The following is a 17,109-nucleotide window of genomic DNA, read 5'->3' as shown; positions in this document are numbered from 1 at the left end:
TATCAAAGCTACGTGCTGTAAGTTTAATACGGATAGTATATTAACCATTTATTCCCCAACTCTAGTCTTGTATTCCTACTTCATTCATGTTAGTATTAGAACCATCAACTTGCTACTGGTATACCTAATTATTTTGTGGCTAATTTTGCCACCTTCACTTTAAATTTTCCACTACTTGGCATATTACCTCTTATATTATAACCTACCTATTGAGATTACCTCCAAGTTTGGTTACTCCTACATCAGAAAGACAAGTTGATACTTTTGAATGGCTTTGAATAGAAGCATTACTTAAATAACTTTGAGGCTCTAAACTCATTTGCTTTGCACCATCAACTTCTAATCTACCATCTCCGTTGTGTAATGTCCTTTGTATTGATCGATTTAGTACAACATTTAGCCTGCTATTAAACTCTACCATAAACTTGTCAAGCTTCTTCGAACTTAACTTACCAGGACATCCTGCTTCTCTACCAGGACATGCTTTCTCTAAATACGAACTTAAAACTCCTGAGATCTCATCAAATTTACCACTCATGATTTTCCCTGTAACTTCTTTCTGTATTTCCACAAAATCAATATTCAATCGATGCATTGATACACCACTTTTTAATCCAGCTTGCTCTACTACTTTCTCAAATTCCTTTGTAATATTGAGTGTATATCCCTGTGCCTCTAGTGGGGATATAGACTGACCTACTGTAGAAATATACTTTTGACCTGTAACTTTTCTAATTAATAAATCAAGTAACATTATTGTACCATTTACATCAATTGGTGCACTAATTTGTGAGATTGAACTTTGAGTGAATGTTTTCTCAGGTAAAGCAGCTCTAGAACCTAATAACCCACCTATAGAGCTCTTTACCCAACCAAATAAATCATTTATCCATGAAGATGGTCTTGTACCACTACTTGCTACTATTTCGGGTTGATTACTCGAATCTATACTACGAAGCTTGCGTGATAAGTGATGAGAATTGTAATCTCCATGATGATGAAGGCGTTTACGTCGTACAGGTTTTTCTCTTTCTTTACTGAGCTCTTCCTCTAAATAATTTACAACATTATCATATCCTTTATCTCTAGCAATATCTAGAGGTGTTCTACCGTCAGCAGTTGAGGCATTAAAATCAGCACCTCTTTCAACAAGACGCTCAACGACGTCTAATGAACCCAACTGCACAGCCAAATGAAGAGGTGTCCAAGCTTCATTATCTTTGACCTTAATATCAGCACTGTTATCTAAAAGAAGTTCAACTATATTAAAATTATTGTTTTGAATGGCCAAGAACACAGGAGTCCAACCCTGCCCATCCTGAACATTAACGTTAGCACCTTGTCTGATACCGTCTCTAACTTTTTCAAGATCTCCTTTTTCTGTAGAAATTAATAATTCTTTATCTAGATCCAATTGTTTTTGTTTCAAAACTCCTACTATATCTTCGTAACCCTTTTGAATAGCTAGGTCTAAAGATGTCCTGCCGTACATGTCTGTAGCCTTTAAATTAGCACCCCTGTCAAGAAGTAGATTTACTACATTCAACCTATTTGCGTCAACAGCAAGATGCAAGGGTTTTTCATTATATGTATTTTCAACCTCAATATCAGCACCTTTATCAAGAAGAAATTGAGCTATATCCAAATTACCCCCTTGAGCAGCATAAAGTATCGGTGTCCAATCACGCCCGTCTTGAACTTCGATACTTGCACCTCTGTCAAGAAGGAATTGAACCATATCCAAATTATTTCCTGATGCAGCAAAGTGTAAAAGTGTTTTACCTTCCTTGTCTTGAGCATCAATATTAGCTCCTCTATCAAGAAGAAGTTCTACCACGCTCCATTTACCTGATTGAGTAGCAAGAAATATTGGTGTGTAACCAAACTCATCTTGAACTTCGATATTAGCGCTCTCATCAAGAAGAAGCTTCACCTTATCCCATTCACCCGCTTCGGAAGCAAGATGCAAAGATGTCCTATCAAGTTTACCTCGAGCATTTATTTCTCCACTGTTTGTAACTTCAAAAGACGCAGAACTTTCCTGTAAATTGAGAATAGAGCTAACATAATTTAATTTATCAGCACTTTCTGATTTGTATATTTTATCTATTTCATCAATTAATAACACCTCTTTATCAGCAAACCTTATGGATAAAGTTTTCATTTCAGGTTCTTTATAGAAATCTCTAAAATATATAATATACAACTCATTTGCTTCTATGTCAGCATCAAAGGCATTGGTAACTATCAAGTCATACTTATCATGAAGGTAGGTATACTGCCCTGCTTTTTTAGATATAATTAGTTTACTATTTTCTTCTATTTCTTGAGGTCTTACTAAAGTAATTTTTTCATCAGAAATAAAGAGTGAAGGCTTTAAATCTAAACTATCACCTATTTCCATAGGTGCATTATTAAAAATAATTTGTAATTTCTTATACCACTTATTTATCAGTGCATCTTTTAGCCTAACTGTTATTATATCTTGCCTTAAGCCAGTAGCTGATATAGACAACTTAATTAATAAATCACTTGCATCTTCAACAACTATTGGTATCGGTCTGATATTCAAAGTATTATCTACTTGCTTCACTAATTGACGAAAATCTAGTGTTCTCTTTAAACTCTTCTTTCTATTAACATCATCATTTATTACTTTTTCTTGAATAGGTAAGTCTTCTATATCGAGTGTTTCATGGTCTGAAGTAATCACACGTATACTGCTTTCTTCTACAACAATATTTCTTTTTTCACTCTCTTCTCTATTAAGTTCATTGTGTATATTTTCCAAAAACGCTGGACAAAAATCAGAGCTTCTTTTCCTCCTTTTACTTAAACATCTACCTAAATCTAACTTATTTTCTGATTGGCTGAGGAAAGTAGATTCTTCAACACTTTTAACCATGGAAGATATTTTACTCTGCTGATTATTTTCCTCAGTCAATATTAATTTAGAGCACTTACCTACTATATTTTGATCATATCCATTTAATAAAAGATTGTTTTGTAAATTCTTTGATAACGCTGAAACCTGAGTGCTCTTCGATTTATCTCTAAATTCAGTGAGTTGTTCTAAACTACAGAAATTTTCAGTAAAGCTAATTTGATTTTGGACTGACGAAAAACCTAAACATTGATACGTTGAATTTTTATTTGCAAAACCATCAATTGATATTAAACATTTAAAGTCAGTTTCTACTTTAGGAGTATATTTACTTCTATTGTGGTAATTTTCTGAAGCTTTATCAATTAAAGCTTGTATTTTTCTTACCTCAGATAAACTAAACCTATCTAATCTACGGATTACTATTGGTTCTAAACCTAGATCAAATTCCAACGTAGAAATTCTATGAAATTCATTATTATCCCAATCTTTTATATTGATCGTGTGATTAGACATCTTATCGCGAAATATCAGATCTGCACCATTGCTGAAAATTTCAACTTGACCAGGAGTAATATTCTTTAATATCATTACTCCTATACGTTCCTCATCTTGTTCTATAGAAGTAGAGATATTTTCTTCCAACTTTTGATTGTGATGAATAATACTAGTAGAGTCACTGAAATCTTCAGTGTATTCTTTAAAAATTCTTTCATAATCATTTCTAAGTTTATCCTTATACTCCATTACATTATCAATGTTTCCTAATAACCCAGGAGATGGTAAAAGATCATTGTTATTCCAGAGAGAATAAGAAATATTTTCCCATTTACTTCGATCAGTATAGAATCCTTCTATTCTAATGATAAAAGGATTTTCACTTTCTCTTATTAATAAGAGATCATCCTTATCTTTATATTTCTCAATATCTTCAAGACGGGAATCTATCACTACATGATCATCTTCAAAATCTTTAGGCAATAAAAACATATTCTGAGTTTGTGTAGCTTGTAAAAAAGGAACTAATTTCCCTTTTTTTGAAGAAGAACATGACATTGATTGTACATAAGGAATAAATGCTTCTCCTTTGTGATTCATAATTATAAGATGCCTATAATTAGGATCTCGAAGGTAGCTTTTCACTCGAATGTTACTATTATTGTATTTTAAACGCAGATCACATTTGTAGATTGAAAAATCTTTTTCAACTATTCGCATAAATAGTATATCCAGTTTTTTATCATTTGAATTATTATCAATCTTAACTTCTTTATTACCTATACTATCACCAACAACATATACATCATTTCCTTTTCCCCCTCTAGCAAACACAGTTCCTTGATCGAAGTTTATTATATCATCTTCCAGAGAACCAAAAACCATGTGTGGAACTATACTATCACTCTGATTTTGCACTTTACCTCTAATAACACTCAAAACTTTATAGCTCTTGTCATTATTTAGAATCTTTTTGTAATGATTTTCAACATCATCAAAATTATCTAGAGAATGTTCTGAATGTAACTCAAATGATTTAATTTCCATAGTTGGTGAGTCTGATCTTTCAATTTTAGGAACAATATTACTACCATTTTTGTCTATTACTGTAAAGTGAGGTTTATTACTGCTTTGTTCAACATAATTTTTTATATCAAGAGTAAATTGATTATTTTGACCAAAATTTATTTTCAAAGATAAAGTATTACTGTTTTTAGAGTAAGTTATTTGATCACAATCACTTAATAAATCAAATTCAGGAAAACTTACAGTTCCTATTCCATCTACGTCAATTTCTGAATATAACCCCCTACCCTTATAGTCTGCAGTTTTTACGTAAAAAGTATAATTGCTTTTTCTACCTTTGACTCTAGTATACGGCGAAATAATCACTTTTCTACAATTTTCGACTACATCTTCCTTATTTCTATTAAAACCACCGCCACTATCTATGATAACATCACGTTTATCATTATAACCCATACACAAGATCTTATCCACCTTATTCTGCCTTCCAATATAATGGTAATTAAAGAGGTTGTTACTAACATAATCATCAATTAATAAACAATTATTTATTTTTACCTTTAATTGTCCATAGGCACTAGGCTTAAAACGATAGTCAATCACACCTGTAACTTTATTTTCTGCTAATTGACTTAGATCAAGTATATTAATAGAGTTACTTCCACCAATCATTTTGCCTGAAAAGCTAGGGTTATTTACAAGAACAAACCTGTTCACTACATTATTACCACCAGTTATTTCTGCTGTACCTGAGCCAATTAAAAAATTATTGTTCCATTCGTTATTTCCAACGATGGTACCTTTGTTTACATTGCTTAAATCATAAACAATTGTTTTATCCTTTTGTTTCCCCTTTACCCTATTATCGTGACTAATAACCATTGAATTTTCACAATAATACGAAGCAAAGTCGAATGAATTTTTTGTACCTTCTTTTTCATAATCTTGGTCAGTAACCTGTGGTAAACAAATTCTGCTAGCATCTTCAATACGATGAGGTATAACACGTGAAAGACTTCTTGTATTAGCCCTTTCTTCTTTATTCATAAGAATCTTTGCATAATCTGGACGAAGAGTATTACCACTTACTTTTCCAAGACCAATACCATAAGCAACAACACTATTAGGAGCATTATTTAAAGCCTTCCATACTTCTTTAGCTAGACTATCAACTGTGTTTCTTCTATCTGCAAGGTGTTGCACATCAGCTGCCATATCCTTAAATAGAATCGTTCTCCAAAATATGCTCCAGTTTTCTCCATGGGTTGTATCATACTTTTTCTTGTACTCTACGATATTGCTAACACCACTATAAATTCCATAACCTACCATGAGCCCAAATCCAACTGCAATACCAACTACCGGCATACTTGCTGCTGTAAGAGCAACACCAGAAACAAATGACACACCAGAAAAAGATATAGATGCTATATTATCTCTTATTTCTTTCTCTCCACATGGATTATCACTATTCTCTCTTTTTTTACAATCTACAAGATTACTTGCTGACATGCCTATATCAACAATATCAAAGACACCAGTTAAAGCTCCTGCTGTACCTTTCGCTATTGTACTTCCAAATTTTACTCCTGCAACTCGAATAGCAAATTTTGTCTGTTTACCTAAAGCACCTGGTATAACTTTTCCTACAACCTTTTCAGCTGATGTTACAACTCTTGGAGTAATTTTAACCATTACATTCTCAATTGGTTGAGATGCAAAAGACCATCCTATTCCGCCTAGATTTAATCCACAATCCGTTGCTGTTCCATCCTTACAAGACACAATGGCACCATGGATTCCTCTTATTAATTGTATCCCACCTGCAGCATTCATTAACCTGCTTTTTAGCTTTAGATTTTTTGTTAAACTACTCTCTTGATGTACAATATCACCGTGCAAATCCTTGATACGTTCATTCTGGACATAGCGCTCATATCCTTGATCTTCAATTACCTTATCAACTAAATATTTATAGTCACCTTCAATATTTTTGTTCCTAACAAACTCCACTAGTTGAGCATTTTTTGCTTCATCTTGACTGTTTTTAACATAAGTTAGAAATTTTTCGCTATCAACTATAATTTTGTCCACATTATTTCCATCTACTTTGCCTTTACTAAACTTTTCTACATCACCCTTTGAAAATAAACAAGAATTGATACTTCTTCTACTTCTACCTCCTCCTACGCAACTATTTAGGTCGAATTTTGGTTGTTGTGTCCCAGCAAGTACAGCCTCTAAGTTAGCTATACGTTGTGGATCTATACTTAATGTGTTTGAAATACCTTCTCTCATACGTATAAAATGATTTTCTCTCCTTGGAATTCGCAAATGGTTACGTATTTCATCAGGAATATTACTTAATCTATTTCCTTGCAACACAGTATTAATATCTCTAGCGTTTTCTAATGCCCATAAGCCGCAATTATAACCATCTCTTTGTTGAATAACAGAAACATCATTAACGGTAATTTGAGCCTGTTGTAAAACTTGACGAATATTATCTGGAACATTATTACCCAACGAGTCTACATAGTATCCATTATACTGCCCATTTTGATGGGAGATGACCAACGTAACCCAGTGATTATTATCTAAATTAACAATTAAAGTTAATGGCCTTCTTTCACCTCTTGTTGTTACGCTATCTTGAAACTGTTGCAATTGATTAACTATATGTTCTGGTGATCCCACTATTTCAAACAATGTGTCAATTCCATAACCATATTTTATTCTTGCAATATCAGCTATATCATGTTGCTGCAGCCAATAATGATAATCTCGTTCTGCTGTTGCAGATTCTAACGTACGTAGATTCTCCTCTTGTATACCAGTATTTTTAAGTCTCTGAGTTACCTCTTGTATTCCTTCTAAATGTTTTCTCTTAGCTATGTCAATAGAACTATGAACTACTAGAGCAGGAACAAACTCATCACTCGTTAATATTAAAGAATTTTTATCCTTAGCCTTCACATTAACAACTACACCCATGAAAAACATTTTATCACTATCTGTAATTGCTTTCAGTGCCGCACCTTTAGCATACCTAATGTTTTGTTCTTTTGTTAATTTATCAACTTCCTGTTTTAGCTGATCTTGATTTAAGTTTTTACCTATAAGCTTAAATTCCATTGCTATAGGAGTGTATTCTTTAGCACCCTGAGGTGAAGGACCAATACCTTGAATTACCATATCGACACGACCACCTGCTCCTACTTGAAATTCAGGTATAATTATAATTTTTGCAGAATCCTCTTGGTTTGTAGAAGTCTCTTTTAGCTTCAAATCACTATAACTACTAAGGAAGCCATTAAGCACAGCTTGTAATCTTGCTTCATTAGTAATCAAATCTTTGATAGGGTAAATAGTATCTGCTACTTCAGTAAGCAACTCTTTATATGCTTGCAATGAATCCTCACCGTCAGAAGCATGTTGAGAAGTGATTGCTTGATCAAATTTTGCCTTTAATTCATCAGAATTAGGTATATCAATAAATTTGCCATCTGTAAATTGCTGATCATTACCACTTGATTCATATTTACTTATCTGTTCTATTTCAAAAAGGTTTTCAAATGATGCACCTGTTTGATATTTTGCTAAACTCATTTTAATTTCTATGGCATTTCCTACTCCAGGTATGTTCAGCACTGGAATTCTTTTATCAGCATAGAATTCCTTTGTATTGGACTCTCGTATATGAAAAATGAATGCTGTTTTTTCTTGCCCTTCATTACCTTGAACAAATATTAATGTCATAACCGGGCTTTTGGACAAAGTGTACTCCGTTCCTCCAGACCAATCCAGAGGGTACTCACCATATGAGTATATATATTTTTTAATGTTACTTTGATCTTGACCAATCTTGTTGATTAAAATTGATTGACCTAATATGTCTCGACTGAAATAGTAATGATCTTTTGTTTCTTTATTTGCTGGAAAAGTATGGTATTCACTTGATAACAAATCCGTTATTTCTTGCTTAAAATCTTCTTCAGAAATCTGCTGATTATTCCATCTATGAGCTAACTTTATAAATTCTTCCATCAAAGGAGCTGGTGGTTGTTTAATAGATTGTACTTCGGTTTTAAACGGTTCCGCGTCATCTAAATTTAACCCAACAGCAATGGCATTATCTGCATTGGTTAAAATCCTCATCTTATTTGGTCTAAAACCTTTTATATAATCTTTAGCTTGCTCAAGTGCATCACTTGGATCAACTTGTCCTTCAGTCCCAGCCTTGAGTTCAATAAGAATTGGAACTGAATCAATAGCACGATTAGGCCCACGAACAAGCAAAACAATATCAGCGTAACCTCCACCAGCAAATTGTTCCAAATAGAGTTTGGTATTATCACGATATCGAAAGTTATCAAATATTCCTGCTACAAAGCCATGTTGAGCAGCTTCGCGAGCTTTAATACCATAAACATTGCCCTGTAAATTTAAATTGGTATGAACTTTCTTAATATAATTGAGAATGTCTTCGAGATTATCCTGAACTTGATCTATTTCTGCATCTGGATTAACAAGCTTTTCAATATAATTTTCTAGATAGACAGATTTATCTAACTTTTTTGTCACTTCTTGAAACTTTACTGTAGGCTCGATGGGTTGATCTACAATCTTCTTTTTACTTTCTACCTTAATGTTTATTTTTTCATCTTCTCCATCACTCTTTAAGGTATATCCCTTTGCTGACGTGATTCTTGATAACTCCTTTCTAACATCATCACTAAGATCTTTACCTGACCTCAGAAACTGCTTGATTTCATCAAAAAATTTATTTTTAAACGCATTATTACCTTTCAATTCATCACGATTAATTTGTATTGCTTTATTACCTCCATGTATGTCCTTAGCTACATACTCTAACACACCATCCCTTTTCAGATATAAGTATAACTTCTTTGATTTAACATCTTTGTCTGGTTTAGGTTTGGTTTTTACTAACTCATATTTATCTTTTAGAATTTTTATCACATCAATTTGAAGCTTACGCGCATCTGATTTAGTATAATCTCTACCCATCACATTCTTCCACTCACCTGTGGTGAATTCGAAATTCTTAGTATTTGTTTGTTTAGAATGCTGAGCTTCTATCTCTTCAGTGAAAATAAAAATATGTGTTTTGGACTCTGTTTCTGCTACAATCTTTAAAGTTCTTGCTCCCTCAAAACGAAAATGTAACTTCTTTATACCTAGCTTGTCATTAAGTTTAGTATCTAATACACTGGAAAAAGAACCTAAAAATCTATGAGGAAAAAAGCCAGGCTTTTCACTAGAATGTAAATAGGATTGTATTTGATCAACCAATGACTGATATCTTGCTTCAAAAGATTTATCCAGTGAATCCGCTGTATCAGAAGTTGAAGAATCTACCTTACCAAAAAGTAACTCCATTAGCTCGAAATCTTGTGGTTTTTCTTGCTGTTGATTGTTATTAACCATAACTAGCCCCCGATTTTAACCCTTTACAAATTTTATCCTCACTAAGCTCTTTGCATGCTTTCGTTTAAGTCTAAGTAACTGAATTTCCTAAAACAGAAACACTACACTTTGCTTCTAATATCAGTAACTTCCTGTTTTACAGATTCTACATCTAATGATGAACTTGGTAACTGACTATCACCTGCTCCGCTATCTAATTGCCTGTTTCTAATTCCAGTAAATATCTCATGTATTGATTTATCTTCTTCCATAATATATTGCATTTGCTCTTGATTAAGAGATTTAATAATTTCCGGCAATATCTTAATATCCGCATTCTTCTTGATCAGACAAGCAATTCTATTTCTAGATGCATATCCTACACCCAACTTATCTAAAAAGTGTTGCTTATGAGTTTCAAAGCCAGGACGATTCCACATGGAGGTGAGCATGTCACTGCCAGATTTAACACAATTATCATCTGGTGCAGAAACAAGCGAGTTTAATGCTGAAAACATTGATGTACTGTAAGCTTCAGGAGATAAATCTTCTGGCTTTAAATGTTCAAATAGCTTTCTAGCATTTTCGAAAGAATGGTTTCTTCTTAATATACTTAAAGTATAATAACACCCATGTTGTTTAAAATCCCTTTTCAATAACTCATGATACTTATCTTCATGAAGGTAACGTAGACAGAAATCAACCATACCAACATCGTCAGTGGAAAAACGCCCTTTATTATATGCTACCTCCATTAATAAATCTTCCTTCCTTTTTGGGGATACAGAACCAATTGACTGTAACTTATTCCAGAAGAATTCCAAAGCTTCAACATGCTTTTCTAGCATTGCACACTTAAAAGCATAAACGTATGGATGCTCATTATTTAACTTCAACTGATGTTCTTGGTTATTCATAGCATGTGACCAGTAGATCATTAAAGCACCTTTATCACATCCCTTAACTAGACTCTCTACTGGTTTACTACCTAATGTTAATTTAAATTCTTCAAAAATAGCTCTTATCTCGTCTTCAAAACAACACCAGCAGGCAATTCTATAACGGTCAAAGGAATCAAGAAGAGATTTCTGTCCATCTTCAGTTTTTAAGGTTAATAATTTTTTCCCTAGTGCATACCTATCAAGCTCAACATGACCTGAGGTATCATCAACTTTCCAACAGGTTCCGCTTTCTAAAATTTCCTTAATCAATGGTGTTATTATTGTCCTGTCCCATTCACGCAATAATGTCTGATATGCAATACAATATCTCTTAATCTCTAACTCTTTGAACCCTTTATGAGGGTCATCTTCTTTAATAGACGTTAGTAATATCTTTTGTACATTTTCGTAATCCATACTTATCCCCCTAACAAGATTGAATATATTTTAGGCATATTGCTCTACCTTTAAAACTTTGTCAATTACTATTATAGAAAAATTTTCTAACCTAAAGTAGTTTTCTGCAAAAGGCTCTTAATAGACTCAATACATGACATTTTATTTATTTTGAATTTTGTTTCATCATGAGCTTGTCTTAATTATTCTTCCGCAAGCAAACTACTATTAATTTAGCAAAACATATTATTAAGATCTCAAGCAAATTAACCATTTTCAGCGCTCAAAACCAAGTGCGGTGAGAACAAGTTTTTTTGGTATGGATTGGACTTCCAAACGATACATACGAACTTTTTTATATGGTGATTTTATTATACGCTGAAATCACCTATATTGCCTTACTTTCGCTAAATCTACATATGAACTGTTTTGCCTAACTTTGTTGTAAAAATTCCAAGCTTTTACTTTTAAAACGCCGCTTTTGTTTAAATTGTTCTCACAACAGTACGTACTTTTTTATGCTTTTGAGACACAAACAGTAAACAAAAGAATTTGCTTCCACACTGGTTGCCATGGTATTTCTATAGAATATCTAATTTGCTAATAGCTCAAGATTAACCGTATGCAAAACTCTTGAGAAAAGAAAACGCACTAATTATAAGCTGTGGACCTTTTACTATTACAATAAGAGCAAATAATATTCCACACAAGGATACCAACACTCCAAGTATCGAGACAAGCCCGTCTTTATTCATAATACCAAGTGAAATAAGAGTCGTACCGATTGCTGGAATGAAGTGAGTCAACGGAAACGGATTGGCTATCACCAATACGCAAACCAGCATTATAAATGCCAAAATCTTTTCACCTGGCCCACAGAAGATAAAAGACATTCTCGGTTTCATGAACTTTTCTATTTTTTTTAATGCAGGTAAAGTTTTTTTAACCACAAGGGCTAATGTTGAACGTTTAAAGGATTTCCTTTCCAACCAACGTGGCATCCAGGGAGAATGAAACCCAAGCAGAAGTTGTAATGAAAACAAGATTAAAGGTATAGAAAGAATAGTTGTATAACCAGGTGGAACCGGTATAGGCACCGATAGCGGCAAGGAGAAGATGATTATTAAAATACCAAAACCACGTTCTTGTAAAGCTGTTTTAATGTCAAACAATGTCACTTTATCACTATCAGCAGTACCAGTACCTGCAACCTCTTTTAGAATATCAGATGCTAATTTTTTATCTTCAGTCAAATTCTTACCCCTTTTCACAATTACCTTTTAACCAAACGACCCAATAATTAGCATAATCACTACTATAACACAACATCTATTCTTGATTTAACTGATTCATTCCTCTTTGAATTTCATACTTATGGTCTTATCTGTTTCGATACAAATTTTCGTTATTAGAAGATAAATGAGGTATATTATGAATTTGCTTAAACTCTTCAATTATAGGCAAAAAGGCCCTTTATACTGTACTAATAATGGTATTAGCTACGTGCTTTAACGTTATTATAATATTTTGCATATAAACCTATTTTATAAAAATTCACAATATGAATTAGTAAATAAATTATGTTTAAATCAGTTGCGTATATAGTAAATATAATGCATTGTGTGCCTTTGTTAATAGAAAGGTATAAGTATGCCTAGTTCAAGGCAGGTAGTACAATATAACTCATTTGATAGTAATAACCTTGAAGACACTACTTTGCCTTGCGTATTTAAAGATTTTACGATTACTTCTGAAGAGATATTTGAGATTGGTAGTGAGGGTAACCAAGTAATAGATAATTCAGATGGTGAAATAGAAAGGCTGCAACAAGAAAACTTTGATCTCAAGAAAAATGAAAAGCTCTTGGAATGCTATAAAGGTATAGCGGAAGAGTATGATCAAGAAGTGAGTGAGCTCAGCAAGAAAAATCAGATCCTAGAAAAGAAAATTAAAGAGCTTGAAGCTCAATTACAAAGAAAAACAAGAGAATTAACTAAAAATGGCCAAGAAATTGAACAGCTAAAACAAGAAATAGAAAAAGTATTATTGGACGTGAAGAATAAAAATGACATAATAGGGAACTTGGACAGCAAATTAGAAGATATGAAGAGTGAAATACAGATGATAGACAAAAAAAATGAAGAGTTACAGCAAAGGTTAAATTTGGTTGAATCTAACTCAAGTAGACTAAGAAAAGAAAGTGTAGTGCTGGTAGACAGTATAGAGGATTTGAAGAGTAATTATGAAAACCAGATATTAGAAAAAGATAAGGAACTTAATGATGTAATAGGCCAGCTCTATGTTTATTTATCAGAGCGTGAAGAACTGTTTGCAGAATTTAGTTCATTGCAGAATGAAAATGAGAGTTTAAAACAGAAAAACTTCTATATTAGTAATGAAGTGTCTCTTGAAGATGAATTAAACAAAGAAAACGTAAGAAAAGAAATAGTAAGACCTCAGTCTACAACAAAAGTGGAAATGAGGCGTATCAATGATAATGATGACCAGGAATCAATATGGCTATATAGAGAAGCAGAAGATTATCAAACAGGTGAAGATAAAAAACCTAAAAATACTAACTACGACATTGGAGTATGGAATGAAGATGACGATGAAAGTAGCGATGATCAAAAATCAACCTGGCTGTACGAAAAAGTAGAAAACAATCAAGATTATCGAACAAGTGAAGACAAAAACCTTGAAAACACTGATTACGATATTGAAGTATGGAATAAAGATGACGATGAAAGTAGCAATGATCAGGAATCAACTAGTGAAAGTGACTATAATGTTAGCTATTGCTTTGATTATGATGAAATTGTTGGTAGGACCTACGGTCAACTAGTCTACAATGCAAACATAATACGTAAAAAAGATTCTTTTTCCTTAGCAAAAGTAAAATTAAGAGAAAGAGAAAGAGAAAAATATGAAAGTATTTGGCAAAAAATAGATAATATTCATGATGAATTGGATGCTTTGGGTAACTATGGTAATGAAGAGGATTATGAAGAGTGCAATAAAAGACTTGATAAAATTGTAAGCGAGGCGCTGAAACAAAGAGTAATGTTCACTCTTCCGTATAAAGCTAATATATCTTTAGTGGATCGCATAATTGATACATTGCAAAAGCTATATTTTTCTTACGATACTACCCGAATTTATGGATTTTTAGATGAGAAAAAGATATTGCAAATAGTATCAAGAGGTGCGTCTTTAAATAGATTTAGCGATGAAGAACATGGCGATTTCGTGAACATAATTTGCTCAGATAGATACGCTCTAGATCAACGAGAAAAAATACTTTTAGAACTTAAGGACTTGGTGTACAAAAGTATCGTAGACGTAAGTGTAAAAACTGATGATCATGATTTTGAGTTAGAGATGGACAATGGACACTTTTGTATAAAATATCCAAAAGATAGTGTTGTCGAAGTTGCAAGAATATTCAACAATAAAAAAGCTAAAAATTTAGGTCTGGAAATTGGTATGCTTCAAGTTGGAGAAAGTATAGTTAGAGTTGAAAATGAAGAAGGAGTTAGGAATTACACCGACATTTCGGAGGGTAGAATTGAAATGTCTTTTACTACTTACTTTGGGAAGGTCAGTGTTTATTTATCTCCTAGTGATAGAGATAATAATAAAATAGAAGTAAAGCTCGCCAACGAAGAAAGCATAGCACGTTTTAGTAAGTTGGAGGATAAATCAAGTTTAGGGGGGAGCTGTCTTTTAGGAGGAAAAAATGTTTCTATAGGCATAGAAGATGGTTATTTTGAAATAAACAGTGACGTTTCTGAAGAGTTAGCTAAAACTATGAAACAGTCAGATTGTACAATAGAAAAATCATATGTTCCATCTAGCTTTATGAAAGAAGCTTATTGCAATCAGTTAGTAAATGAAAGGGGAATTTAAAAATCAGGCTCAAATATTTCAAAAATAACCATTCAAAGCAGCATTTTTTATACAACTTCGTTTTCAATCTATCTGGAAAGAAGATATCAAGTATTCAAAGTCCAATTCGACAAATCCATAGTCCATTCTTCCTCTAGCTTTTTTATCACTAATCCAAAATTTAGGTATAATACCAAATATCATAAATAAGTAGGCAAATAACTCACAGAACAAATAGTTTTGATCGAACTTTCCGTAATATTACGAATGAATGCACATATAGTATCCTCCAATAAACTAACAGAGTCATATATTCTATTTTTAATGAGATTGTCTTTCAAATATTGCCATAAACGCTCTACTGGATTTAACTCTGGTGAATATGGAGGTAAGTAGATTAAGGTAATATTTTGTGGTATTTTTAAACCTTTGGATCTATGCCATCCTGCACAATCCACAATAAGAAATGCCTCCCTTGTTCCTAAATATTGTGACATCTGCTCAAGGAATATATTCATACAATCAGTATTGACGTTTGGTGCGAATAAACTAGAAGTCTCTCCATTTCTAGGATTAACTGCACTATAGAGATAAAAGTTTTGCCTACCTAATTTCACCTTAACCTGTGTCCTAATGCCTTTTTTAAACCACCCGTGTCCAATCTTTGAATGTGTGCCAAACCGCGATTCATCGAAGAAAAATAGCTCTTTTTCGGGATACGTGACAATAGTTTCATTAAGATTTTTTTTTAAACTTTTCTTGTTTATTTTTATCCTGTTTATTGTGCACAGGCCTTGGAGTAATATACGAAAAACCTAACTTTTGCATCAGTCCATGTGCTGTAGACTTACTTACCTCAATAGAAAACATTTTCTCAATTATGATTTTTAATTTCTTAGCCGTTAGGTTGGCTCCTTCTTCTGCTATGACATTTTTAATTTCTTCTTGCTGCTTGTAGCTCAACTTCGGCTTTACTCCACGTCCTGGTTGTATTTTAAACGCATCGACTCCTCCTTCCTTAAATCTTGTAATCCACTTCATCAATGTAGTTCTAGTAATTCGGTATATTTGAGCAACTTTTGTTATTCCATATTCTTTTCCAGATATTATTGCCTGTAATCTTCTTCCTATCTCTCCTCTTATTCCGTGCTTCTTTAATTCCAGGTTACACTTATTATATCATTCTTCTCCTATTGCTTTACTTTTTCCTGCCATAACTCCTCACTAATTCTTAAATTGTTCTATTTTAGAAATTTTTCTTTATTTGTCTATTTATTTTTAGGAATTGGTATTAGTTTATTGGAGGATACTATATGTGCATTCATTCGTAATATTACGGAAAGTTCGATCAAAACTATTTGTTCTGTGAGTTATTTGCCTACTTATTTATGATATTTGGTATAAGGTATTGAAACTAACAAGTGGAATGATTACATAATGCACATATTAGTGAAAGGAGGTACAACATGAGTAATATAGTTCATTCAAATAAAAACAATAACCGTGATAACTTTAGTGTAAGAGGGTTACAAAGGGCCGTTGATGACATATTTGATAGCTTCTTTACAGGATGGAATCCAGAGCTTTCCAGAAGAAGCAACAGTCTATTACCAGCTTGTGACTTTTATGAAACAAAGGAAAGCTATTGCCTCTCATTAGAGTTACCAGGTATTTCCAAAGAAAGCATAGATATTAGTATATCTGGCGATAGCTTAATAGTGAAGGGTGAAAAGACATGTGATAACGAGTCAAAAGATAAGCAGTTTTATCATCGAGAAAGGTACTATGGCTCTTTCTATAGGTCTATTCAGCTTCCAGTAAATGTGGAGCGAGATAAAGTATCTGCTAGTTTTTCAGATGGAGTATTACATGTAACCATACCTAAGTCAGAGAAACACATCAAGAAGATTGATGTAAAGTAACCAGTAAGTGGTAGCAGGCTTCTAGTTTGAGGCTTGCTATTTTGAATCATTATAGATAGAATATAATAAAGTTCTATTGTCTTTGCGTATTTGTTGTACAGATGGTGTAAGGCCTTTGTTGCGT

General features: G+C 32.9%; 6 protein-coding genes. 2 read left to right on the top strand and 4 right to left on the bottom strand.

Translation table 11 applies throughout. From position 1 onward, the window contains the following. Positions 1 to 202: 202 nt before the first annotated feature. The 3 genes from OOK82_RS02030 to OOK82_RS02020 all read right to left on the bottom strand — a co-directional run bounded on the left by OOK82_RS02030 (position 203) and on the right by OOK82_RS02020 (position 12,446). Positions 203 to 9,859: an ankyrin repeat domain-containing protein gene (locus OOK82_RS02030; protein ID WP_264704376.1), complete on the bottom strand. Its 9,657-nt coding sequence runs from the start codon at positions 9,857 to 9,859 to the stop codon at positions 203 to 205. Positions 9,860 to 9,960: 101 nt separating this feature from the next. After that, positions 9,961 to 11,196: a hypothetical protein gene (locus OOK82_RS02025; protein ID WP_264704375.1), complete on the bottom strand. Its 1,236-nt coding sequence runs from the start codon at positions 11,194 to 11,196 to the stop codon at positions 9,961 to 9,963. A gap of 593 nt (positions 11,197 to 11,789) precedes the next feature. Continuing rightward, a complete protein-coding gene (locus OOK82_RS02020) occupies positions 11,790 to 12,446 on the bottom strand; it encodes an exopolysaccharide biosynthesis protein (RefSeq protein WP_141456732.1) in 657 nt (218 codons plus the stop codon). Positions 12,447 to 12,825: 379 nt separating this feature from the next. Here OOK82_RS02020 and OOK82_RS02015 point away from each other — a divergent pair, with 379 nt between their 5' ends. Beyond that, complete coding sequence (locus OOK82_RS02015) at positions 12,826 to 15,084, top strand: hypothetical protein (RefSeq protein WP_264704374.1); 2,259 nt, start codon at positions 12,826 to 12,828, stop codon at positions 15,082 to 15,084. Positions 15,085 to 15,263: 179 nt separating this feature from the next. Here OOK82_RS02015 and OOK82_RS02010 read toward each other — a convergent pair. Beyond that, a protein-coding gene (locus OOK82_RS02010; RefSeq protein ID WP_264704656.1) for an IS630 family transposase occupies positions 15,264 to 16,227 on the bottom strand; the annotation gives its coding sequence in 2 pieces (ribosomal slippage) (positions 15,264 to 15,812 and positions 15,814 to 16,227; 963 coding nt in all). Between the two features lie 302 nt (positions 16,228 to 16,529). Here OOK82_RS02010 and OOK82_RS02005 point away from each other — a divergent pair. Further along, positions 16,530 to 16,985, top strand: a complete 456-nt coding sequence (locus OOK82_RS02005; protein ID WP_141456730.1) for an Hsp20/alpha crystallin family protein — start codon at positions 16,530 to 16,532, stop codon at positions 16,983 to 16,985. Positions 16,986 to 17,109 lie beyond the last annotated feature (124 nt).

Source organism: Wolbachia endosymbiont (group B) of Apotomis betuletana, assembly GCF_947250475.1.
In the GTDB taxonomy this organism is placed as follows: domain Bacteria; phylum Pseudomonadota; class Alphaproteobacteria; order Rickettsiales; family Anaplasmataceae; genus Wolbachia.
The sequence above is the reverse complement of the archived record's forward strand: the minus strand, read 5'-3'. Positions and strand labels throughout refer to the sequence as shown.